General features: G+C 54.6%; 21 protein-coding genes and 1 other RNA gene. 5 read left to right on the top strand and 17 right to left on the bottom strand.

Features of this window, described 5'->3' with window-relative positions; translation table 11 throughout:
* Positions 1-14: 14 nt before the first annotated feature.
* Genes recJ through xerD form a run of 3 tightly spaced genes read right to left on the bottom strand, consistent with a single transcriptional unit; the run spans position 15 to position 3,405 of the window.
* Positions 15-1,745 carry a single-stranded-DNA-specific exonuclease RecJ gene (recJ, locus tag NG42_RS11395; RefSeq protein WP_052899479.1) on the bottom strand — a complete coding sequence of 577 codons (1,731 nt, stop codon included), beginning with the start codon at positions 1,743-1,745 and terminating at the stop codon, positions 15-17.
* A gap of 6 nt (positions 1,746-1,751) precedes the next feature.
* A complete protein-coding gene (dsbC, locus tag NG42_RS11390) occupies positions 1,752-2,456 on the bottom strand; it encodes a bifunctional protein-disulfide isomerase/oxidoreductase DsbC (protein WP_052899478.1) in 705 nt (234 codons plus the stop codon).
* A gap of 34 nt (positions 2,457-2,490) precedes the next feature.
* Entirely contained in the window at positions 2,491-3,405 is a 915-nt protein-coding gene (gene xerD, locus NG42_RS11385; protein WP_053115805.1) for a site-specific tyrosine recombinase XerD, read from the bottom strand.
* Positions 3,406-3,481: 76 nt separating this feature from the next.
* On the opposite strand from xerD, the gene fldB reads away from it, so the two are divergent.
* Positions 3,482-4,000, top strand: coding sequence for a flavodoxin FldB (gene fldB, locus NG42_RS11380; RefSeq protein ID WP_052899477.1), 519 nt, complete (start codon positions 3,482-3,484; stop codon positions 3,998-4,000).
* 22 nt (positions 4,001-4,022) lie between these two features.
* On the opposite strand, the gene creD is transcribed toward fldB, so the two are convergent.
* The 5 genes from creD to sdhE form a co-directional block, all read right to left on the bottom strand.
* Positions 4,023-5,342, bottom strand: coding sequence for a cell envelope integrity protein CreD (gene creD / locus NG42_RS11375; RefSeq protein WP_052899476.1), 1,320 nt, complete (start codon positions 5,340-5,342; stop codon positions 4,023-4,025).
* Positions 5,343-5,431: 89 nt separating this feature from the next.
* Positions 5,432-6,850, bottom strand: a complete 1,419-nt coding sequence (gene creC, locus NG42_RS11370; protein ID WP_052899475.1) for a two-component system sensor histidine kinase CreC — start codon at positions 6,848-6,850, stop codon at positions 5,432-5,434.
* A complete protein-coding gene (gene creB / locus NG42_RS11365; RefSeq protein WP_052899474.1) occupies positions 6,847-7,545 on the bottom strand; it encodes a two-component system response regulator CreB in 699 nt (232 codons plus the stop codon). The genes creC and creB overlap by 4 nt, the downstream gene beginning before the upstream one ends.
* Complete coding sequence (locus NG42_RS11360) at positions 7,538-7,948, bottom strand: protein YgfX (protein WP_052899473.1); 411 nt, start codon at positions 7,946-7,948, stop codon at positions 7,538-7,540. Before NG42_RS11360 ends, creB begins: the two co-directional genes overlap by 8 nt.
* Positions 7,929-8,195, bottom strand: a complete 267-nt coding sequence (gene sdhE / locus NG42_RS11355) for an FAD assembly factor SdhE (RefSeq protein WP_052899472.1) — start codon at positions 8,193-8,195, stop codon at positions 7,929-7,931. Before sdhE ends, NG42_RS11360 begins: the two co-directional genes overlap by 20 nt.
* 229 nt (positions 8,196-8,424) lie before the next feature.
* Between sdhE and ygfZ the strand changes: the two genes are divergently transcribed.
* Entirely contained in the window at positions 8,425-9,405 is a 981-nt protein-coding gene (gene ygfZ / locus NG42_RS11350) for a tRNA-modifying protein YgfZ (protein WP_052899471.1), read from the top strand.
* 38 nt (positions 9,406-9,443) lie between these two features.
* On the opposite strand, the gene trhA is transcribed toward ygfZ, so the two are convergent.
* The 8 genes from trhA to NG42_RS11310 all read right to left on the bottom strand — a co-directional run bounded on the left by trhA (position 9,444) and on the right by NG42_RS11310 (position 20,334).
* Positions 9,444-10,097 carry a PAQR family membrane homeostasis protein TrhA gene (trhA, locus tag NG42_RS11345; RefSeq protein ID WP_052899470.1) on the bottom strand — a complete coding sequence of 218 codons (654 nt, stop codon included), beginning with the start codon at positions 10,095-10,097 and terminating at the stop codon, positions 9,444-9,446.
* A gap of 894 nt (positions 10,098-10,991) precedes the next feature.
* Positions 10,992-13,862, bottom strand: a complete 2,871-nt coding sequence (gene gcvP / locus NG42_RS11340; protein WP_052899468.1) for an aminomethyl-transferring glycine dehydrogenase — start codon at positions 13,860-13,862, stop codon at positions 10,992-10,994.
* A 104-nt stretch (positions 13,863-13,966) separates the two neighbouring features.
* Complete coding sequence (gcvH, locus tag NG42_RS11335) at positions 13,967-14,353, bottom strand: glycine cleavage system protein GcvH (protein ID WP_052899466.1); 387 nt, start codon at positions 14,351-14,353, stop codon at positions 13,967-13,969.
* Between the two features lie 30 nt (positions 14,354-14,383).
* Positions 14,384-15,481, bottom strand: a complete 1,098-nt coding sequence (gcvT, locus tag NG42_RS11330) for a glycine cleavage system aminomethyltransferase GcvT (RefSeq protein ID WP_052899464.1) — start codon at positions 15,479-15,481, stop codon at positions 14,384-14,386.
* 500 nt (positions 15,482-15,981) lie between these two features.
* Positions 15,982-17,184, bottom strand: a complete 1,203-nt coding sequence (ubiI, locus tag NG42_RS11325; RefSeq protein WP_052899462.1) for an FAD-dependent 2-octaprenylphenol hydroxylase — start codon at positions 17,182-17,184, stop codon at positions 15,982-15,984.
* Positions 17,185-17,197: 13 nt separating this feature from the next.
* Positions 17,198-18,376, bottom strand: a complete 1,179-nt coding sequence (gene ubiH / locus NG42_RS11320; protein WP_052899460.1) for a 2-octaprenyl-6-methoxyphenyl hydroxylase — start codon at positions 18,374-18,376, stop codon at positions 17,198-17,200.
* Positions 18,373-19,695, bottom strand: coding sequence for a Xaa-Pro aminopeptidase (gene pepP, locus NG42_RS11315; RefSeq protein ID WP_052899458.1), 1,323 nt, complete (start codon positions 19,693-19,695; stop codon positions 18,373-18,375). The genes ubiH and pepP overlap by 4 nt, the downstream gene beginning before the upstream one ends.
* A gap of 60 nt (positions 19,696-19,755) precedes the next feature.
* Positions 19,756-20,334, bottom strand: a complete 579-nt coding sequence (locus tag NG42_RS11310; RefSeq protein WP_052899456.1) for a YecA/YgfB family protein — start codon at positions 20,332-20,334, stop codon at positions 19,756-19,758.
* Positions 20,335-20,506: 172 nt separating this feature from the next.
* Between NG42_RS11310 and zapA the strand changes: the two genes are divergently transcribed.
* The 3 genes from zapA to NG42_RS11300 all read left to right on the top strand — a co-directional run bounded on the left by zapA (position 20,507) and on the right by NG42_RS11300 (position 21,712).
* Positions 20,507-20,836 carry a cell division protein ZapA gene (gene zapA / locus NG42_RS11305; RefSeq protein ID WP_052899454.1) on the top strand — a complete coding sequence of 110 codons (330 nt, stop codon included), beginning with the start codon at positions 20,507-20,509 and terminating at the stop codon, positions 20,834-20,836.
* A 41-nt stretch (positions 20,837-20,877) separates the two neighbouring features.
* Positions 20,878-21,062, top strand: a non-coding RNA gene (gene ssrS / locus NG42_RS22015) — 6S RNA.
* 59 nt (positions 21,063-21,121) lie between these two features.
* A complete protein-coding gene (locus NG42_RS11300; RefSeq protein ID WP_052899452.1) occupies positions 21,122-21,712 on the top strand; it encodes a 5-formyltetrahydrofolate cyclo-ligase in 591 nt (196 codons plus the stop codon).
* A 47-nt stretch (positions 21,713-21,759) separates the two neighbouring features.
* Here NG42_RS11300 and NG42_RS23510 read toward each other — a convergent pair.
* Positions 21,760-22,056 (bottom strand): ACT domain-containing protein (locus tag NG42_RS23510; RefSeq protein ID WP_241488343.1); only part of this gene is annotated, 297 nt, incomplete at its 5' end.

Here is a 22,056-nt window from a genome sequence, read left to right as displayed (position 1 = left end):
CGAAAATATCCGCGTTATAACGGCCAGAGATGTTCGATAATCAGCTGTACAGTGCGGTTGCCACGAAACTCATTCACATCGAGCTTATAGGCCAGTTCAACCTGCTTTACACTCGGGTCAGGCCACAGTGCCGTATCGATATTAAAGGCGATACCATCCAGCAACGGACCGCCGCCCAGCGGCTCGATCATCACTTTTAAATGGCGTTCACCCACCAGACGCTGCTGCAACAGCGTAAACTTGCCGTCAAAAATCGGCTCCGGGAAAGCCTGCCCCCACGGGCCAGCTTCACGCAGCAGTTCAGCCGTTGTCAACGTCAGTTCCTGCGCGGCTAATTCACCATCGGACCAAATCACACCCTGTAGCATCTCAGCATCCAGCCACTCACCGACCAGTTCGGCGAAACGCTGACTGAACTCCCCGAACCGCGCCTCTTCCAGCGACAAACCGGCCGCCATTGCATGACCGCCAAACTTCAGCACCAGACCCGGATACAGCGTATCAATACGCTCTAATGCATCGCGCATATGCAACCCGGACACCGAACGACCAGAGCCTTTCAGTGTGCCATCACCCGCTGGCGCAAAAGCAATGACCGGACGGTGAAAACGCTCTTTCAGCCGTGAAGCAAGAATGCCCACCACGCCCTGATGCCACTCGGGGTGATACATGGCGATGCCCAGCGGCAACGCATCACTGCTGCGCTCCAGTTTGTCACACAGCGCCAGCGCTTCCGACTGCATGCCCTGCTCGATCTCTTTACGCGTCTGATTCAGCGCATCCAGTTCATGCGCCAGCATGCGCGCCTGCGCCGGATCTTCACTTAATAGCAGCGCAACGCCCACTGACATATCATCAAGACGCCCTGCCGCATTCAGACGTGGGCCAAGCGCAAAGCCAAGATCGCTGGCGGCCAGCTGGCGCGCATCGCGATTCGAAATTTCCAGCAGCGCCCGAATGCCCGGGCGGCATTTACCGGCACGAATACGGCTTAAGCCTTGCCACACCAGAATACGGTTATTGGCATCAAGAGGCACCACATCGGCGACGGTTCCCAGCGCGACTAAATCCAGCAGTTCGGCAAGGTTAGGCATGGCTATCCCTTGCTCAAACCAGCCCAGTTCACGCAGGTGCGCACGCAGCGCCAGCATCAGATAGAACGCCACGCCGACACCGGCCAGCGAGCGTGACGGGAAGTGACAGTCAGTGAGATTCGGGTTAACGATCGCTTCAGCATCCGGCAAGACTTCACCCGGCAAATGGTGATCGGTAATCACCACCGGAATGCCTTTCTGATTGGCTAAGCTGACGCCACTCAGGGATGAAATGCCGTTATCAACCGTGACAATCAGTTCCGCACCGCGTGCTGCCGCCTGCTCCACCACTTCGGGGCTTAAACCGTAGCCATCCTCGAAACGGTTGGGCACCAGATACTGGATATTACGCCCGCCCATGCTGCGTAACGCCAGCACGGAAAGCGCGGTACTGGTCGCGCCATCGGCATCAAAATCGCCGACGATCATAATGCGTTTATTGTCGACCAGCGCCTGATGCAGAATTTCAACCGCGCGCTGAATTCCGCTGAGTGACTGATAAGGCAGCAAATTTTTAGCGCCGCGTTCCAGTTCACTGGCCTGCTGCACGCCGCGATGGGCATAAAGACGTTGTAGCAGCGGATGAAGATCCGCCGGTAACTGCGCCTCGCCCGTCGCCTCACGGCGACGGAGTTGAGTTGGTTTATTCACTGAAACTTAGCCACCACGCTTCTGGCTATCAAGCAACTGCTTCATCTCTTGCGGCCCCTGATAACCCGGTACCATCATGCCGTTTTCCAGCAGAATTGCCGGTGTACCCTGAATGCCGTACAGCACGCCAAGTTTGTAGTGCTCATCAAGGTTGATTTTACAGTCGACCGGTTGCACCTCATCACCTTTCATTGCAGCATCTAAGGCTTTCTTACGATCGGCGGTGCACCAGATTGACTTCATCTGTTTTTCCGTCGGGCTGTTCAGCCCCTGACGTGGGAAGGCCAGATAGCGCACGGTAATGCCCAGCGCATTATAATCGGCCATTTGCTCGTGCAGCTTGCGGCAGTAACCACAGGTGATATCCGTAAACACGGTAATCACATGCTGCTCTTTCGCCGCCTTATACACGATCATCTCTTTAGCCAGCGCGTCGACTTTTTTGCCCAGCAACTGGTTGGTCACATTCACCGGCTGTGCGCCGCTGACGTCATACAGTGGCCCCTGGATAAAATGCTTACCGTCGTCGCTGACATACAGCACGCCGCTTTCGGTCAGCACCGTTTTGGTGCCTGGCAGCGGAGAAGGCTGGATCTCAACCTGTTCTAAGCCCAGTTTTTTCAGTGACTGCTGAATCGCCGCATCGTCGGCGTGCACAGCACCCGACACTGACGCAATCAGAAGTGACAGCAGCATAAAACGCTTTTTCATAGTAATCCTTTATTATCACTCTCTATCCCGCACCTCAGGCGCGCGGATGGTGCTTTTGATGTAATTGACGCAGCCGCTCGGTGGCGACATGGGTGTAAATTTGCGTTGTCGATAAATCGCTGTGACCTAAAAGCATCTGTACGACACGCAAATCCGCACCGTGGTTCAGTAAATGGGTAGCAAAAGCGTGACGCAGAACGTGCGGCGACAGTTTTTCGCTGTCTATAGCGGCCAGCGTGGCATAGTACTTAATGCGGTGCCAAAAAGTTTGTCGCGTCATATGCTGGGCACGATTGCTGGGAAACAGCACATCGCCCGTCTGACCATTCATCAGCCACGGCCGCCCATACTCGACAAACTGCTCGATCCAGTGCACCGCCTCTTCGCCCAGTGGCACCAGTCGCTCTTTATTGCCTTTACCTATCACCCGCACTACGCCCTGGCGCAGACTGACATCGCTCAAGTTTAAGCCTACCAGTTCTGAAACGCGAAGTCCGGTCGCGTAAAGCAATTCCAGCATCGCCTTGTCACGCAGTTCAATCGGCTGCTCGGTGCCGGGCGCTTGCAACAGCCGCTCAATCTGGGCTTCCGACAAATCCTTTGGCAAGCGCTGTGGCAGTTTCGGCGAGGAGAGCAAGGCGCTGGGATCGTCGTCGCGCTGCTTTTCCCGGTAGAGAAACTGGAACAGGCGACGCATCGCGCTCAGCAAACGCGCCGAGCTGCTGGCTTTATAGCCCCCCTCAAGACGTTCCGCGAGAAAGGATTGTAAATCCATCGCCTGGGCATTGATCAGACTGCGATCGTGGAGCTTCAGCCACAGCGCTAATGCCTGTAGATCCAGACGGTAAGAAGCCAGCGTATTTTGCGCAAGGTTGCGCTCAATCCACAGCGCATCCAGAAATTGCTCGATTAAATCGGTATCTTGCACGGTTACCTCATCAGTGTGCATTCGTGCTCATTATGCCTGATCCGGCACCTCTTCTGATACAATCGGCGTAATTGTACTAAGAATGAGCTTTCCCGGCATGAAAATTGGTCTTTTCTATGGCTCCAGCACCTGCTATACCGAAATGGCAGCGGAAAAAATTCGTGACTTTATCGGTGAAGAACTGGTTACTCTGCATAATCTGAAAGATGATTCTCCCGCCCTGATGGAGCAGTATGATCTGCTAATTCTCGGTATCCCGACCTGGGATTTTGGCGAATTACAGGAAGACTGGGAAGCGGTCTGGACCGATATTGCCAGCCTGAATCTGCGCGGCAAAATCGTTGCGTTGTATGGTATGGGCGATCAGTTTGGCTACGGCGAGTGGTTCCTTGACGCGCTCGGTATGCTGCACGAATTACTGATGCCGATGGGCGTGAAATTTATTGGTTACTGGCCGCTGGAAGGTTACGAATTCACCAGCCCGAAACCGCTGACCGCCGATGGTAAGCAGTTTGTCGGCCTGGCGCTGGATGATGTTAATCAGTATGACGTCAGTGACGAGCGCATCGAACAGTGGTGCGAGCAGGTGCTGACAGAAATGGCGGAGCTGCTGTAACCGTCAGCACCGCCACCGGTTATTAGGGTTTGTCTGACGCGCGACTGAGTGAAATACCATACCAGTCAATTTTGCGCGTCAGTAACATGACTGCCGCCAGCGCAACCATCAGTACGCCGGTTCCCAGCAGCAAGGCGCTGTCTTCCGACTGCAACAGCAGCCAGAGCACGGCATCCAGCAGCAATAAGCCGAGCGCAAAGGCCAGTGCCGCCCGCCGCCCCTGCAACACCGCCCGCAAATAGACACCATTTAGCGTGGCGCAGCTCAGACTCGCCGTCAGCCAGGCATAATTGAAGCCAATATGTTCTGACAGTGCTAATAGCACGAGGAAAAACATCACCAGTGACAGACCAATCAGCAGATATTGCATCGGGTGCACCCGCAGTGAGGTCAGGGTTTCAAACAGGAAGAACGCCATAAACGTCAGGCAAATCAGCAATACCGCATATTTTACTGCACGTTCTGTTAACTGGTAATGATCGACCGGATTGATTACCGTGCTGCTGAATACCGGTAAATTGGCAAATTTCGGCGATGAATCATCGCTACGAAAACGTGAGTCAATATTGTTGGCAAACCAGCTGCTTTGCCAGCTGGCATTAAAGCCGCGGGCGCTCACCTCCCGGCTCTCCGGCAGGAAATTGCCAATAAAGCTCGGATGCGGCCAGTTGCTGTTCAGCGCGAAACTGCTGCTGCGACCCAGCGGCACCACGTCAAGATATTGCGTGCCAAGCAGAGTCAGTGAAAACGACAGGTTGAGGTTTTTCTGGCTGAGAATCTCTGCGGGTATTTCAAGATGCACGCCCTGGGGTAAGTCAGTAATGCCGCTACCAGGCTGAAAGTTGTAGCGTTCCTCATTCACCGCAAGACTGGATAACTCACTGATACCCCGCGAATCTCCCACCGCCATCACCACCTTTGGTGTGCCAATAGCAATATTGGGTTGCTGCAAATCTTTTAAGCTTTCAGTCGCAAAACGGGCTTGCAATTGTGTTTTCGCCCGCCAGATTTGCCCGTCATAAATTCCAATGGAACGCGTCGAGACCTGCTGGTCAGCGCTGACTTTCAGTTGTTCAGGTAACAACCAGCGCACTTTATGCTCCACCTGATCGACCGGCTTACCATCCTGCCAGACCTTAACGGTTTCGCCATAAGGAATGGCGATAAACGGCCCCACCAGCCGCTGCCCGTTGCTGGTACTCTGGCTAAGCTGTTGTTCAACGCTATCGCGATAGAGGCTACGTTCCGAAACCAGTGAACTCAGCATCGACAGCGGAACCAGTAACAGAACCATACATCCTGATAGTGTAATGACTTTCCAGAACAGGGGGGATTTCAACATGATGCTCTCCTCAGATAAGTGAGCGAGAGCCTAACTGCCTTATATGGGGACAAAATGAAGTTATGTGAAGCCAGTGTGAAGTCAGCGGATTATTTTGGCAGAGTTAAGCGGGCGGCCACGCCCTGCGGCTGTCGGTTATCCAGGCTGATGGCTCCCTGATGCAGGCGCGCCACTTCGCGCACAAACGCCAGCCCCAGCCCGCTACTTTTTTGTCCGTCGGCACGCGCCAGCGAATAGAATCGCTCGAAAATCCGCGCCAGCGCAAAGTCAGGAATACCACTGCCGTTATCCTCAACGATAAATGCAATTCCTTGCTCACATAGCTCAGCGCGCAGCACCACCTCACCACCCACGGCGGTAAAATCCAGCGCATTATCCAGCAGGTTGCCGAGCGCCTGTTCGAGCAGCAGCCGCTCGGCATAACAGTTTAACCCGCTGCGAACATCCAGTTTTAGCGCAATCTGTTTCCGTTGCGCCGGGACTTCACGGCTGACGATCAGCCCGCTTAGCATGGCCGCCACATCAATCTGCTGCGGTTCAACGGTGGCGCGACTTTCCAGCTTCGCCTGACGCAGCATAGTGTCAATTAACAGCTGCATACGCTGATTTTGCTGCAATATATTGGCGGAAAAGCGGCTGACAACCGGCGATGGCGGTGCTTGCTGCAAAATTTCCGCCGCGCCCGCTATCGCTGCCAGCGGGCTTTTCAGTTCGTGGGTCAGCGCATAAACATACTGTTCAATATAACTTTTCCCTTCCAGTTCCAGCCGCATGGTTTCCAGCGCCTGAGCCAGTTTACGCAGCTCGCTGCTGTCCATACGCGGTAAGGCGGTTGGCTCACCGGCTGTCACCGCGTCGGCGTAGCTGACCAGCCGCCCGACCGAACGATTGATCCACCACACAAAACCAATGCCAATCAGCAGCGCAATGCCCAGTAACACCGCGCCAGCCCAGAGAACCCGCTGCTCGCCACCGTGAATCACCGCCGCCATACTGCTATTCGGCTTACCGAGACTCACTACGCCGATAATCCTGTCGCCATCGCGCACCGGCGCGGCCACATACATGGTTGATGAGGCATCATCATCAGGATCGCTGCGGGTACTGCGCGCGCCATACTGGCCGCGTAGCGTTAACCAGACGTCGTTCCAGCGCGAGTAATCCGCGCCCAGCGCTTCGCCAGCCGAATCGAACAGGACTTTGCCCTGCGCATCAGTAAGATACAACCGGTAGTCATTATGCTGTTTTACCATGCCGCTGATATTGGCACTTATCGGCTGCTGATTCAGTCGCGAAAAAGCCTGCGCCAGCAGCCCCTGTTGCGCATTGCCGCTGAGTAAGTCCTGACGAGCAAACTCCGCCAGCAAACTGGCCGTATCCACCAGCGTGCTTTCGGTCGCCCGTCGCACGCCAGGTTTAATTTCTTGCAGAAAGATATTCAGCACAAACCACGCCGCGACGGCGACGATCAGAAAATAGCCCAGCAGCAGGCGCATACCGATTCTCATTTGCTGATGCTCAGGCTATAGCCCATGCCACGATGCGTAACGATCGGCGCATGCTGGTCATTAATCTCTTTAAGTTTGGCGCGCAGGGTTTTGATATGGGTATCGACAGTGCGATCGCTGCTCTCTTCAGCATCGTTCCAGATGAGTTCCATCAGTTGCTGGCGAGAGTAAATCCGCGTGGGTGCCAGCAGCAAGGTTTTCAGCAGCAAATATTCGTAGCGCGTCAGGTGCAGCGGCTGCTGATACCAGCGGATCGCCGCCGCCTGATCATCCAGCTCAAACTCCGCAATGCGCTGCAACGAACTGTGACGAATGCGCTGCTGTTTTTCCAGCCGGCGCAAAATAGTACGCACCCTGGCGCTGACTTCGCGCAGCGAAAAGGGCTTCGCGATATAGTCATCCGCACCGATTTCCAGACCAATCAGGCGGTCAATCTCTTCGCTGCGGGCGGTAAGAAACAGCACCGGCACATCCGGACAGCGCTGCTGAAGCTGGCGACAGAGTTCAAAGCCGCTGATATCCGGCAATCCCACATCGAGAATAAACAGGTCCGGTTGCTCAGCGGCAAGCGCTTCCAGCATCAGCAGGCCACGACCAAACCAGCGCGGCTCGAATCCGTCCTGCTGCAGGGTATATTGCAGCGTCTCGGCAATGGCGATTTCATCCTCAACCAGCCACAATACCGGCTTACTCATCGACGGATTCCTTGCTTAACAAGCATTGCCGCAGCTGACGCCACGATGCTTCATCCATACTGTCACGCAGCAGCCACAGGCGCTCTCGCTGCCCGTTATTGTCACGTAACATCAGTAACATCGCCGACCCGATTTGCCACGGGCGTCGGGTGATACGCCACTCCTTCTGACGCCAGCGTAAACGGCGCTCGGTTAACAGGGCGATCGCCCCTTCGCGGCGACGAATACGCCGCTGGCTGCGCACGCTTTCCAGTACCACCAGCGTTAACAGCACCATCCAGGCAACGGTATAATTGGGTGGCCACGGTGCCAGTAACAGCAGCAGAATAACCACCCCGTGCAGCATCAGTGAAACCCACTGCGCTTGCCATGAAACGTGCAGATCAGATTGCCACTGGACCACGTTGTTGGTTTCTCTGTTGAATCAGTTGCACCATGCGTTTCAGCTCGGGATCGGCAGGTTCGCCATGGTTCATCAGCCAGTTAAACAGATCGGGATCGTCACTTTCCAGCAGGTGAATAAACACTTGCTTGTCGGTGTCGCTCAACGAGTCATATTCATACTCAAAGAACGGCATAATTGAGATGTCCAGCTCACGCATACCGCGACGGCATGCCCAGTGAATTCGCGCTTTATTGTTAATATCCATTTTCAATCATCAGTTAGCTAAACATGGGCGCTAGTTTAGCGCTTTTTAAGCAAAGTGCGCGATACGCAAATTTCACTGTTCTGGCCTGACGCGCATATCTCAGCTACCAGATGCAGGCATAACACGCGTTTTGTGCGTCATCTTCAGAAAACAGGTTGCAAAGCACAGGTGCTCTTTTAACATGAGAAGCATATTGATGGCTTTTGGACACCCTTTTCAGGATATAACTATGCCAACCTTTACTTTACCGCCGCGTCAGCCGGTTGCCTCAGCGCGTTTGCCGCTGACGTTGATCTCGCTGGAAGATTGGGCGCTGACGACCGTGCAAGGTCAGGATCGCGTCAGTTATTTACAGGGCCAGGTGACACTTGACGTCGCCGCACTGGCCGCGACTCAACATCTTCTTTGCGCGCACTGCGATGCAAAAGGAAAAATGTGGAGCAATCTGCGCCTGTTTCATCGTGGCGAAGGCTTTGCCTATATTGAGCGACGCAGCGTGCGTGAAAATCAAATCACCGAGCTGAAAAAGTATGCGGTGTTCGCCAAAATCACCATTGCCGCCGATGATGAGTCGGTCTTGTCTGGCGTGGCGGGTTTTCAGGCGCGGGCGGCACTGGCTGGCCTGTTTGAACAGCTGCCGGATGCTGAAAATCAGGTCGTACAGCAGGGCGACAGCACGCTGCTGTGGTTTGCCCACCCTGCCGAGCGTTTCTTGCTGATCACCAGTACGGAAAAAGCGCAGGAAATTCAGCAAAAACTGGCCGGTGAAGCGCAGTTTAATGACAGTGCGCAATGGCTGGCGCTGGACATAGAAGCGGGTTTACCGATTCTCGACGAAAAGAACAGCGCGCAGTTTATTCCGCAGGCAACCAACCTGCAGTCGCTGGATGCTATCAGCTTTAAGAAAGGCTGCTATACCGGCCAGGAGATGGTGGCGCGCGCCAAGTTCCGCGGTGCCAATAAACGTGCGCTTTACTGGCTGGCCGGCAATGCCAGCCGGGTACCGGAAGCGGGCGATTCACTGGAAATGCAACTGGGTGAAAACTGGCGTCGTACCGGCACTATTCTGGCCGCTACCCAGCTGGATAACGGCGAAGTGTGGGTGCAGGTAGTCATGAATAACGACCTTGAAGCCGATACCGTGCTGCGCGTTCAGGGTGATGAAGGCGGTAAGCTGGCGATTCAGCCACTGCCTTATACCATCGATTAAGAACCCTCTCGGGCGAGGCTGGCTGCCTCGCCCGACGATCAAATCACGTAAAAATAGATCGCCAAAAAGTGGCACAGACTGCCACCGAGCACAAAGCCATGCCAGATGGCATGGTTATAGGGAATTCGCTCAATGGCGTAGAAAATCACCCCCAGCGAATAGATAATCCCGCCGGCCGCCAGCAACCACACGCCTCCCGCTGATAAGGTCATTGCCAGTTGATAAATCACTACCAGCGACAACCAGCCCATCAGCATATAAGTGATCAGCGACATTGCCTCAAAACGATGAGCAAACAACAGTTTAAACACCACGCCAATTAAGGCCAGGCTCCAGATCACCCCCATCAGTCCGTGTGCCAGCGGCGATTTCAAACCCACCAGCAGAAACGGCGTATAGGTTCCGGCGATCAACAGATAGATGGCGCAATGATCGAGTTTTTTCAGCCAGTATTTCGCCCGCTGATGGGGAATCGCGTGGTAAAGCGTTGACGCCAGAAACAGCAGAATCATACTGCCGCCATACACGCTGTAACTGGTAATCGCCAGCGCACTGGCGCGTGCATCAATGGCCTGGTCAAGCAGTAACACTAATCCAATAATCCCCAGCAGACAGCCGACACCATGACTGATGCTGTTGGCTACCTCTTCTGCCAGTGAATATCCCTTGGCTAAAAGCGTGTTATTCGTCATATATCCGGGCTCTCCCGCGTCAGAAACAGAGATAACGTTACCGAACCAGCCTAACTGAGAATAATTTCAGAGTACACCTGTAAGCTAAAATTAAACGGTGAAGCCGTGTAACAGCAGCGGAACAGGTTTGGCAGGCAATCCGAAAAATGAGATCTGCATCACAAATAAAAAACTTTATTGCAATTTTACAACTGACGTGAAGTCGGTGTTTTTTCGCAAAAACAACTTATGAGCTTAAATATTGACTGAACAAAAGGGATTTATTTATTGAATGCGTGTGGATATCACTTATCTTTTTCAATAGCGTTAATTTCCACCTTAATTTATAGCACCATAACCCAAGATATATAAAAGAGGAATGATTATTTCCTGTCTTTATTTTTTATTCAGTTTGATTTAATAATTTCATTGCCACCTCCAGAACAGGTGGTATAGATAAAAAGGAAATTTTATGAAAACGCTGAACGTTAAGGATAGTGCAGTTTCCGCCGCTTTAAGCAGTTGTAATAACAGTCCCTGTGGTGGTAATCATAAAGGAAAGTCAAACTCCGGCAGCTCAAATATTGGCGGGGAATGTCATTGGTAACAGGTGGTTCGAAATGATTAAATTGGGTCCCGGTAGTCGTTTGCGAAGGACAGTCATACATATTCTATGGGTGGCGACTGTATTTCCTGTCGTTCTTAATGACAATCCATGCCGGTTTGCTGTTACAAAAAATTCTTATGACCTGGCTACCATGTTATTTTCAATTATAGGCATTTATGCGTTTTATTCCGGCCTGTTCCGGTTTCATGACTGGTTTAATGGCAGAGATTAACGCTTTCTGTTTAAAGCCTCATCGTACGATGAGGCTTTATATTATCCAGGCTTAATCACGCCATTAAAGCTTTTACTCAATATTCGCTCATCGGTACACAAGAGCAGAACAGGTTACGGTCACCAAATACATCATCCAGACGCTTCACTGTCGGCCAGTATTTGTTGTCGCTGCCCGCCGGGAATACCGCCAGTTCACGGCTATAAGGGTGCGACCACTCGCCAACGATTTCCATTTGGGTATGCGGTGCGTTAACCAGCGGGTTATCCTCCGCAGGCCATTCCCCCTCAGCCACACGGTCGATCTCGATACGGATTGACAGCATCGCGTCGATAAAGCGATCCAGCTCGATTTTACTTTCCGATTCCGTCGGCTCGACCATCAGCGTACCCGCCACCGGGAATGACATGGTTGGCGCATGGAATCCGTAGTCGATCAGACGTTTGGCAATATCCAGTTCGCTGATGCCGGTTTGCTCTTTCAGCGGACGAATATCCAGAATACATTCGTGCGCCACACGACCATCGCGGCCAGCATAGAGAATCGGATACGCTGACTGTAAACGGCTGGCGATATAGTTAGCATTCAGGATTGCCACCGAGCTGGCCTGCTTCAGTCCCTCCGCACCCATCATGCGGATATACATCCAGCTGATTGGCAGAATCGATGCGCTGCCAAACGGTGCGGCAGAGACCGCGCCCTGTTGGGTCAGCATGTCATCAATCTGCACCACGCTGTGACCGGGTACAAATGGAGCCAGATGCGCCTTGACGCCAATCGGTCCCATACCCGGACCGCCGCCGCCATGCGGGATACAGAAGGTTTTATGCAGATTCAGGTGCGACACATCCGCGCCGATATAGCCTGGGGTAGTGATGCCCACCTGCGCATTCATATTGGCACCGTCGAGATACACCTGGCCGCCAAACTGATGCACAATCTGGCACACTTCACGGATAGTCTCTTCGTAAACGCCATGGGTCGACGGATAGGTCACCATAATACAGGAGAGCGCTTCACCCGCCTGCTCCGCCTTCTGGCGCAGATCGTGCAGGTCGATATTACCCTGCTTATCACAGGCGACCACCACCACTGACATGCCAGCCATCTGCGCCGACGCCGGATTTGTGCCGTGAGCCGAGCTGGGGATCAGGCAGATATGTCGACCGGCTTCATTACGGCTCTCGTGATAGCGACGAATCGCCAGCAGACCGGCGTATTCGCCCTGCGCGCCAGAGTTTGGCTGCATACAGAGCGCGTCATAACCGGTCAGTTGCACCAGCCATTGTGACAGCTGGCCGATCATCTGCAGATAGCCGCCAGCCTGATCCGCCGGACAGAACGGATGCAGGCCGGCAAACTCTGGCCAGGTAATCGGAATCATTTCGGCGGCCGCGTTCAGTTTCATGGTGCAGGATCCCAGCGGGATCATTGCCTGATTCAGCGCCAGATCTTTCCGTTCCAGGCTGTGCATATAGCGCATCATCTCAGTTTCACTGTGATGACGATTAAACACCGGATGCGTCAGAATCGCCTCTTTACGCAGCAGATCCGCCGGAACTGACTGGCTGTTGGCGGCGAGCTGTGCGTCGAGCGCCTCGATATCCACACCATGATCTTCACCCAGCAGAATCGCCAGCAAGGCCGCCACATCTTCGCGAGTGGTGGTTTCATCCAGCGTAATACCGACGGCATGATGGATATCGGTACGCAGGTTTGCGCCAAAGCTCAGTGCGCGATCCAGCACCGCAGCTTTGTCAGCCACGTCGACGGTGAGGGTATCGAACCAGCTATTATGGCGCAGTGTCAGGCCGCCCTGTTTCAGACCCGCAGCCAGAATATCGGTCAGACGGTGAATACGCCCGGCAATGCGCTGTAGTCCGACCGGTCCGTGGTACACCGCATACAGGCTGGCGATATTGGCCAGCAGTACCTGCGAAGTACAGATGTTGGAGTTCGCTTTCTCGCGACGGATATGCTGTTCGCGCGTCTGCATCGCCATACGCAGCGCGGTGTTACCTGCCGTATCACGCGATACGCCGATAATGCGCCCCGGCATTGAGCGCTTATGCTCATCACGCGCAGCAAAGAATGCCGCATGTGGCCCGCCGTAGCCCATCGGTACGCCGAAACGTTGCGCCGAACCAAAGACAATATCCGCGCCCTGCTTGCCGGGCGCTTCCAGCAGCACCAGCGACATAAATTCTGCGGCAACGCTGACGATCACTTTACGATCTTTCAGTTCCGCCATCAGCTGGCGATAGTCATGCGCCTCGCCGGTGGTGCCAACCTGCTGCAACAACACACCAAACAGATCCTGATGATCGAGTGCTTTATCAGCCCGATCCACCAGCACTTCAAAACCAAAGGTTTCCGCGCGGGTACGCACCACATCCAGCGTTTGTGGATGAATATCCTCAGCCACAAAGAATTTATTGGCATTTTTCAGCTTACTGACGCGTTTCGCCATCGCCATCGCTTCTGCCGCCGCAGTCGCTTCATCCAGCAACGATGCCGAGGCGATATCCAGCCCGGTCAGATCCAGCGTCACCTGCTGGAAGTTAAGCAGCGCTTCCAGTCGGCCCTGGGAAACTTCTGGCTGATAAGGGGTGTAAGCGGTGTACCAGCCCGGATTTTCCAGCATATTGCGCAGGATAACCGGCGGCGTTAATACCGGGGCATAACCCATGCCGATATAAGATTTATACAGCTGATTCTGACTGGCAATCGCTTTCAGCTCGGCCAGCGCCTGATGTTCTGTCAGCGCGTCACCAATCGCCGGAGGGCTGGGTAACTGGATATCGGCTGGCACAATCGAGCCGATTAAATCGGAAAGCGAGCGGGCGCCGACGGTCGCCAGCATCGCTTCCTGCTGCTGCTGCGAGGGGCCAATATGGCGTTCGATAAACGCGCCGGTGTGTTCAAGCTGGCTGAGAGTCTGAGTCATTAGCGGTGAATCCTGAATCGTGCATGTGAGTGTGTCATTCCCTCCTCCGGCAAGCGGAGGAGGCAGCCTTCCTCCATCTGCGGGAGGAAGGCGCAGTCTGTGTGTTACTCGTCGATAGACGACTTGTAAGCGTCCGCGTCTAACATCGCGTCCAGCTCTGATTCATCACTGGCTTTGATTTTAAACAGCCAGCCTTCGGTGTACGGCGCGCTGTTCACCAGCTCAGGCGCACCTTCCAGCTCGCTGTTTACCGCGATAATTTCGCCGCTAAGCGGAGCATAAATATCAGACGCAGCCTTTACCGACTCGGCCACTGCACAATCCTCGCCGGCAGCGAAAGTCGCGCCCACGTCAGGCAGATCGACAAACACCATATCACCCAGCAGTTCCTGCGCATGCTCGGTAATACCGACGGTGTAGCTACCGTCCGCTTCCTTACGCACCCACTCATGGCTATCACGATACTTCAGTTCATCAGGCACATTGCTCATCGACATACTCTCCAGAAAAAAAGAAACAGATTACTGAACGACCGGCTTACCGGAACGAACAAAAACGGGTTTAGTCACTTTCACCGGCATTTCGCGGTTACGAATCTGCACAATTGCCTGCTCGCCAATACCCGCCGGCACGCGCGCCAGCGCAATGCTGTAGCCTAACGTGGGAGAAAACGATCCGCTGGTGATCACGCCTTCATGCAGGTTACCGGCGTCATCGCTAAAACGGACCGGCAACTCATTACGCAGGACGCCTTTCTCGGTCATCATCAAGCCAACCAGCTTATCCGTGCCCTTCTCACGCTGGCTCTCCAGCGCTTCGCGACCAATAAAATCACGATCGGCAGGCTCCCAGCTCACCGTCCAGCCCATATTAGCGGCCAGCGGCGAAACACCTTCATCCATCTCCTGACCGTACAGGTTCATCCCGGCTTCCAGGCGCAACGTATCGCGCGCACCGAGTCCCGCCGGCTTAACCCCTGCAGCCAGCAGTTGCTGCCAGAAGTCCGCCGCTTGCTCAACTGGCAGCGCAATTTCATAACCGGCTTCACCGGTATAGCCAGTGGTGGCGATAAACAGCTCACCGGCCTGCACGCCAAAAAAGGGCTTCATCCCGGCTATCGCCTGACGCTGCGTATCATCCAGCAGGGTTTGCGCTTTTTGCTGCGCATTCGGCCCCTGCACTGCGATCAGCGCCAGATCGTCACGCTCCGTCAGCTGAACGCCAAACTCAGCGGCGTGTTCGCCAATCCATGCCAGGTCTTTTTCACGGGTAGCCGAATTCACCACCAGGCGGAAATAATCCTCGCTCATAAAGTAAACAATCAGATCGTCAATCACGCCACCCGACGCATTCAGCATCCCGCTGTACAGGGCTTTGCCCGGTGTGGTCAGTTTGGCGACATCGTTCGCCAGCAGATAACGCAGAAATTCGCGCGTCCGTGCGCCGTGCAGATCGACAATGGTCATATGTGAAACATCAAACATACCGGCGTCATTGCGCACCGCATGATGCTCATCCAGCTGTGAACCGTAATGCAGCGGCATCATCCAGCCGTGAAAATCCACCATGCGGGCACCGCAAGCCTGATGCTGTTCGAACAAGGGAGTCTGCTGAGTCATATCTGTCCTGTGCATAAACTGATGTTGGTAGAAATCGCAGTGAAAACCGGCAAAACGGCGCGACGCAAACGTTACCTTTACCCTGAAGTTACCACTGAACGTGTGGATTAACCATAAGCTAAACGAGGGTGAACCCGCTCTGCACTATTACAATGCGATGATGATTCTGCAGAGTTTTTCACTAAAAAACTGCGCCACAAGGCACATAATTAACAACAAAACGATCACAAAGCAGACTAATGATAAAGATTTAAAGGATCGGAGATAAAAAATGACTGCGGCGAAAAGCATTATGCATGAAAAAAAGTAATGCGAAATGGCAGGTAAAATTAGAATTTTTCAAATGCGCCCTAAAAAAGGGCAAAAAATTTCGGAGGGAGTGATGGAAATGGCGTAGAGGAGCCGTTTTCGGCTCCTGTTATGACGGTAGTAAGGGTGCTAACGCTCGGGACGAGCGGCGAGAACGCCACCCTGGGCTTAACCGCACGCGATCAGAAGTATTATTTCAGCCAGTCGGGCAGATCGTTCAGCCCCATCGCCTGTTTTAACAGTCGTGGCTTCACGCCTGGCAAGGTATCCGCCAGTTTAAGGCCGACGTCGCGCAGCAGTTTTTTCGCCGGATTCTCGCCCGCAAACAGCTCACGAAAGCCCTGCATGCCTGCCAGCATCATGGCTGCGCTGTGCTTTCTGCTGCGCTCGTAGCGGCGCAGATAGAGATGCTGGCCGATATCTTTGCCCTGCTGATGCAGACGCTTAATTTCGCCAATCAGTTCCGCGGCATCCATAAAACCGAGATTCACTCCCTGTCCGGCCAGCGGATGCACGGTATGCGCCGCATCCCCCACCAGAGCCAGACGGTGCGCCGCGAAATTACGCGCATAGCGACCCATCAGCGGGAAAGTCTCACGCTCACTCTCGACCTGACACAGCCCCATCTGCATATCGAATGCCACCGAAAGTTGCTGGTTAAACAGCTCGACCGGCATCGACTGTAAACGGCTGGCCTCCTGTGGCGACACTGACCAGACGATAGAGCAGAGGTGCGGATCGCTGAGCGGTAAAAATGCCAGAATACCGTCACCGTGAAACACCTGACGCGCTATCGCATCATGCGGCTGTTCGGTGCGGATATTCGCCACCAGCGCATGATGCTGATAATCCCAGAAGGTTAACGGGATATCAGCTTTATTCCGCAGCCAGGAATTCGCGCCATCGGCCGCCACCAGCAGCCGTGCACTCATCATATTGCCATCCTGGAGGGTGACAAAAGCCTCGTTGTCGCCAAAGGCCACCTGCTGCAACTGTGCCGGTGCAATCAGCGTGATATCGCTCAGCTGGCTGGCTTTTTGCCACAGCGCCTGGTGAATCACTTGATTTTCAATAATATGACCAAGATGCGACAGCCCTTGCTGCTCATCATCAAAGGCAATATGCCCAAAGCTGTCGCGATCCCACACCTGCATGCCGTGATACGGCGCGGCGCGCAGGGCAAGAATCGCAGACCAGACATCAAGATGCTGCAACAGACGCTCGCTGGCGGCATTGATTGCTGAGACCCGCAGACCCGGTGCCGCATCGGCAGCCATCTCCTGCGGCGGAGACTTCTCCAGTACCGCAACCCGCAATCCGCTGCCCTGCAAGCCGCAAGCCACCGCCAGGCCAACCATACCGCCGCCGGCGATCACTACGTCAAATGTTTGCATTAAAATCCTCTTATCAACGCTTTACCCAGCCGAGCGTGCGCTCGGCCAGCATATTGCGCATCAGCGGTAAATTGTCCATGGCCATCAAGCCGAGATTGCGTCCGACAACCAACGGCGCATAGCGGTTCGCGAACAGTCGCACCAGGCCGTCGGTAATGCCTACGGTCGCCTGCCGATCCGGCTGACGGCGCTGTTGATAGTGTTGCAGCACGGCAAAACTGCCGGGATCCTGCTGCTGACGGTGCGCGCCCGCCAGCGTTTCTGCCAGCGACATCACATCACGCAGGCCGAGGTTAAACCCCTGCCCGGCAATCGGATGCAGGGTTTGTGCCGCGTTGCCCACCAGCGCCAGACGATGACTGCTGGTCTGCGACGCGGTTTGCAGCGCCAGCGGATAACTGAGCCGTTGACCGACATGGGTAAATTTCCCCAGCCGCCAGCCAAAAGCCTGCTGCAACTGCCGTAAAAATTCCTCATCACTCCAGCTATCCACCTGCGCCTGTTGCGCCAGCGGGTGGCACCAGACTAATGAGCAGCGTCCCTGTGACATCGGCAACAGCGCCAGCGGCCCGTGGCGGGTAAAACGCTCAAAGGCGCGGCCATGATGCGCAAGCTGGGTGGAAACATTGGCGATGACCGCGACCTGTTGATAGTCCTCGGTTTGCCACTGAATGCCACAGGACGCTGCCAGCTTCGAGCGTGCGCCGTCGGCGGCGACCAGCAGCTGACCTTCTAGCTGTTCACCGCGATCCAGCGTGACCGTCACCTGCTGCTGACTGCGGCTTACCGCAGTGACCGCCGCCGGACAGCGTAGCGTCACACCAGGTGCCTGCTTCAGCAGGGAAAACAGCCGCTGGCCGACATCATGCAGCTCGACCACCTGGCCGAGCGCTGAAACCTGATAATCCTGCGCGTCCAGTGAGACAAAACCAGCATGACCGCGATCGCTGACATGCACATGGGTGATCGGCGTGGCGCACTCCTGCAATGATGGCCAGAGATTAATCGCCGCCAGCTGCTGACAGGTGCCAGCCGCCAGCGCAATTGCCCGCCCGTCATAACCAGGGTGATCGCGTTCTCCCGGTGCGCTGGCTTCTATCAGCGTCACCGGCAGACTGCCTTGCGAAAGATGTGAAATCGCCAGCGCCAGTGTGGCACCGGTCATTCCACCGCCTGCAATGATAATGCTCATAACGCTTTTGCTGCCGCCATTAACGCTTCAATTTCATCGGCATCTTTCACCACGCTGTCAGTAAGATTTTCGTTACCGTCAGCGGTGATCACAATGTCATCTTCAATACGGATGCCGATACCGCGATACTCGGCCGGTACATCAGCATCCGGTGCAATATACAGCCCCGGTTCGACGGTCAGTACCATGCCCGGTTCCAGCGTGCGACCACGATCGACCGTGCCGTAATGACCGACATCATGCACATCCAGCCCCAGCCAGTGGCTCAGGCCGTGCATAAAGAACTGACGGTGCGCCATATCGGCAATCAGCTGATCGACATCGCCGTGCATAACGCCCAGCTTGACCAGTCCGCTGACCATAATGCGCACCACTTCATTATTCACTTCACGAATGCTGATGCCAGGGGCAAACAGCTCCAGTGCGCGATGAAGCGACGCCAGTACGATGTCGTAAATAGCGCGTTGCGGCGCGCTAAATTTGCCGTTAACCGGGAAAGTACGAGTGATATCACCGGCATAGCCGTGGAATTCGCAGCCGGCGTCAATCAGTACCAGCTCGCCGTCACGCAGCGGAGATTCATTTTCGGTGTAGTGCAGGATGCAGCCGTTTTCGCCACCGCCGACAATGGTGTTGTAGGCCGGGAAGCGCGCGCCGTGGCGGCTAAATTCATGTTGAATTTCGCCTTCCAGCTGATATTCATACATGCCCGGACGGCATTTCTCCATCGCGCGGGTATGCGCCAGCGCGCTGATTTTTCCCGCCTCGCGCAGGATCTCAAGCTCTTCCGGCGCTTTAAACAGGCGCATTTCATGCACCCACGGACGCCAGTCAACCAGCGTACCCGGTGCCTGCAAGTTCTGACGGAAGCCGTGACGCAGCTTATCCAGCGCGCCGAACAGCATGCTGTCCGCTTGTGCGTATTCGCCCTGAGCGTGGTACACCACGTCCAGACCGTTCAGCAACAGGTGCAGCTGTTCACCAATATCGTCATACGGTAATGCACGATCTACGCCCAGCTTTTCCGGCGCAGCCTCCTGACCCAGACGACGACCAAACCAGATCTCCGCGTTCTTATCGCGCACGCGGTTAAATAACACGCTGTGATTGTGCGTCTCATCGCTTTTAATCAGCACCAGTACCGCTTCCGGCTCGTTAAAACCGGTGAAGTACCAGAAATCGCTATTCTGGCGATAAGGATACTCGCTGTCTGCGCTGCGGGTGGCTTCGGGTGCAGCAAAAATGACGGCCGCGCTGGCCGGAGCCATTTTGGCTAACAGTGTCTGGCGGCGCTGCAAAAACGCTGAAAGATTAACCACGTTACGGCTCCCTGTTAATACATTGGCACGGGCGGCCTGAATGCCGCACCTGAAAATAGTTTAGTGTAAAGTCGGTTTCTTCATTTCCACCGCGGTCGGCACCGGGCGGGTGAAGGTATCATGGCAAAGTAACGCCGCGACACGTACATATTCAATAATCTCTTCCAGAGACTGCTCCAGCTCTTCCTGATCTTCGTCTTCGTCATAGCCCAGCTGAGCAATGGTGCGCAGATCGTCGATAGCCTCACCAGTTTCGCCTTTTACCTTGTCGAGCTTAGGCTGCGTGACGCCCAGCCCCAGCAGGAAGTGGTTAACCCAGCCCGCCAGTGCGTCAGCGCGGTCGAACACCGTGATGTCGTCATCTTCCGGCAACCACAGCTGGAACATAAAGCCTTCGTCCTCCAGTGTGTCCGAGACGCTCTGATGCAACTGTTGCAGCGGTTGCGCCAGCGCCTGTGAGAACGCCATCCCTTCGTTGGTCAGATCGTGAACCAGCGTTTGCCAGCTGCGATCCTGGGTACCACCGCAGATGATTCCGCTGATTAAACCGTGCATTTCAGCAGGAGTCATACCGACTCCCTGCTGCGTAAGCGCTGAGGCCAGCGTGTTGTAAGCCGGCATTGTGTTCTGTATAGACATACGTATTCATCATCGTTGGCAGGATTAGTTCGTGTTATGCTACCACCAGGTGCCTCGACGATTCCAGAAAGGGCTTGTTTCTTCTCTTTGGGGTATATATAGTGGCGCCCCTCCCAAGCCATTGAGTGGCAAGGGCGATATTGCGGGCGCAGTAATCAGTCAGGAAGGTGGCATGTCTGCACAACCGGTAGATATTCAAATTTTTGGCCGTTCATTACGAGTGAATTGTCCGCCTGAACAGCAAGATGCGCTGAACATGGCTGCGGAAGACCTCAATCAACGGTTGCAAGATTTAAAAGTTCGCACTAGAGTCACTAATACCGAGCAACTGGTGTTTATTGCTGCGTTGAACATTTGTCATGAACTGGCACAGGAAAAAGTCAAAACACGCGACTATGCTGCCAACATGGAACAACGCATTCGGATGTTGCAAACGACCATTGAACAGGCATTACTTGAACAAGGTCGCATATCTGATCGCCAGGGTGCAAAGTTCGAATAACACTTCATGGTTGGCTGTGATACAGTGACGGTGAAGTAAAATTTTCTCTGAGATGTTTGCAAGCGGGCCAGTCCCCTGAGCCGATATTTCATACCAAACAGAGTGTGGCGCTCTGTAACCTGTGAGCATGCTCGGTCCGTCCGAGAAGCCTGATGGTTGCGACGGCACATTCACCTTGAACCAAGGGTTCAAGGGTTACAGCCTGCTGCGGCATCTCGGAGATTCCCCTTCCCTTTAACGGCCAGACCGTTTCAGCCTTCGGGCGCTATTTTCCAACGAGTCCTTATGACATCCATCTCTCTGTCAGATCGTCAGGATATTCGTAACCACATCCGCCATATGCGTCAGTCGCTCAGTGCTGATCAACATCAACGCGCTGCCGAACAGGTCGCGGAGCACGCGCTTAACTTCGTCCCCATTCAGCAAGCGCAAAATATTGCCCTGTTCCTTTCGGTGGATGGTGAACTGAACACCCGTCCTTTGATCGCGAAACTGTGGCAGCAGAAAAAACAGGTTTATCTGCCGGTCCTGCATCCATTTTGCCGCGGGCAGTTGCTGTTTGTGCGCTACGATGCCAGCACCCAGCTGCAACTCAACCGACTGCGCATTCCCGAGCCGCCGCTGACGGTGGGCAATCTGCTGCCGCTAAGCGAGCTGGATGTGGTGCTGATGCCATTAGTGGCCTTCGACCATCATGGACATCGTCTGGGCATGGGAGGCGGCTTCTATGACCGCACCTTGCAGAACTGGCGGCAGCGGCGCTTTGTACCGATAGGTCTGGCGCATGATTGTCAGCAGGTGGATGATTTACCGGTAGCGGAGTGGGATGTGCCGTTATCAGCGATGATTACACCATCGAAATTGTGGCAATGGTAATACCGGCCAGGGATTTTTAGGGGGCGGCGTTGTCGCCGCCCGAACGATCAGTACAGCAGACGTGCGCGAATGGTTCCCGGAATTGCTTTCATCAGTTGCAGCGCTTTATTCGCCACATCTTCTTCGGCATCAATATCAATCACCACATAACCCATCTGCGGCGTGGTTTGCAGATACTGCGCGGCAATGTTGATACCCTGCTCAGCGAAAATCTGGTTAATCGCGGTCAGCACGCCTGGACGGTTTTCATGGATATGCAGCAGACGGCTGACGGCAACGCCATGCATTGGCAATGACACTTCCGGAAAGTTCACCGCCGACAGCGTGGAACCGTTATCGGAATA

This window comes from Winslowiella iniecta, from assembly GCF_001267535.1.
GTDB lineage: Bacteria > Pseudomonadota > Gammaproteobacteria > Enterobacterales > Enterobacteriaceae > Erwinia > Erwinia iniecta.
Note: the sequence above shows the minus strand (reverse complement) of the source record. Positions and strands in the feature narration are given on the sequence as shown.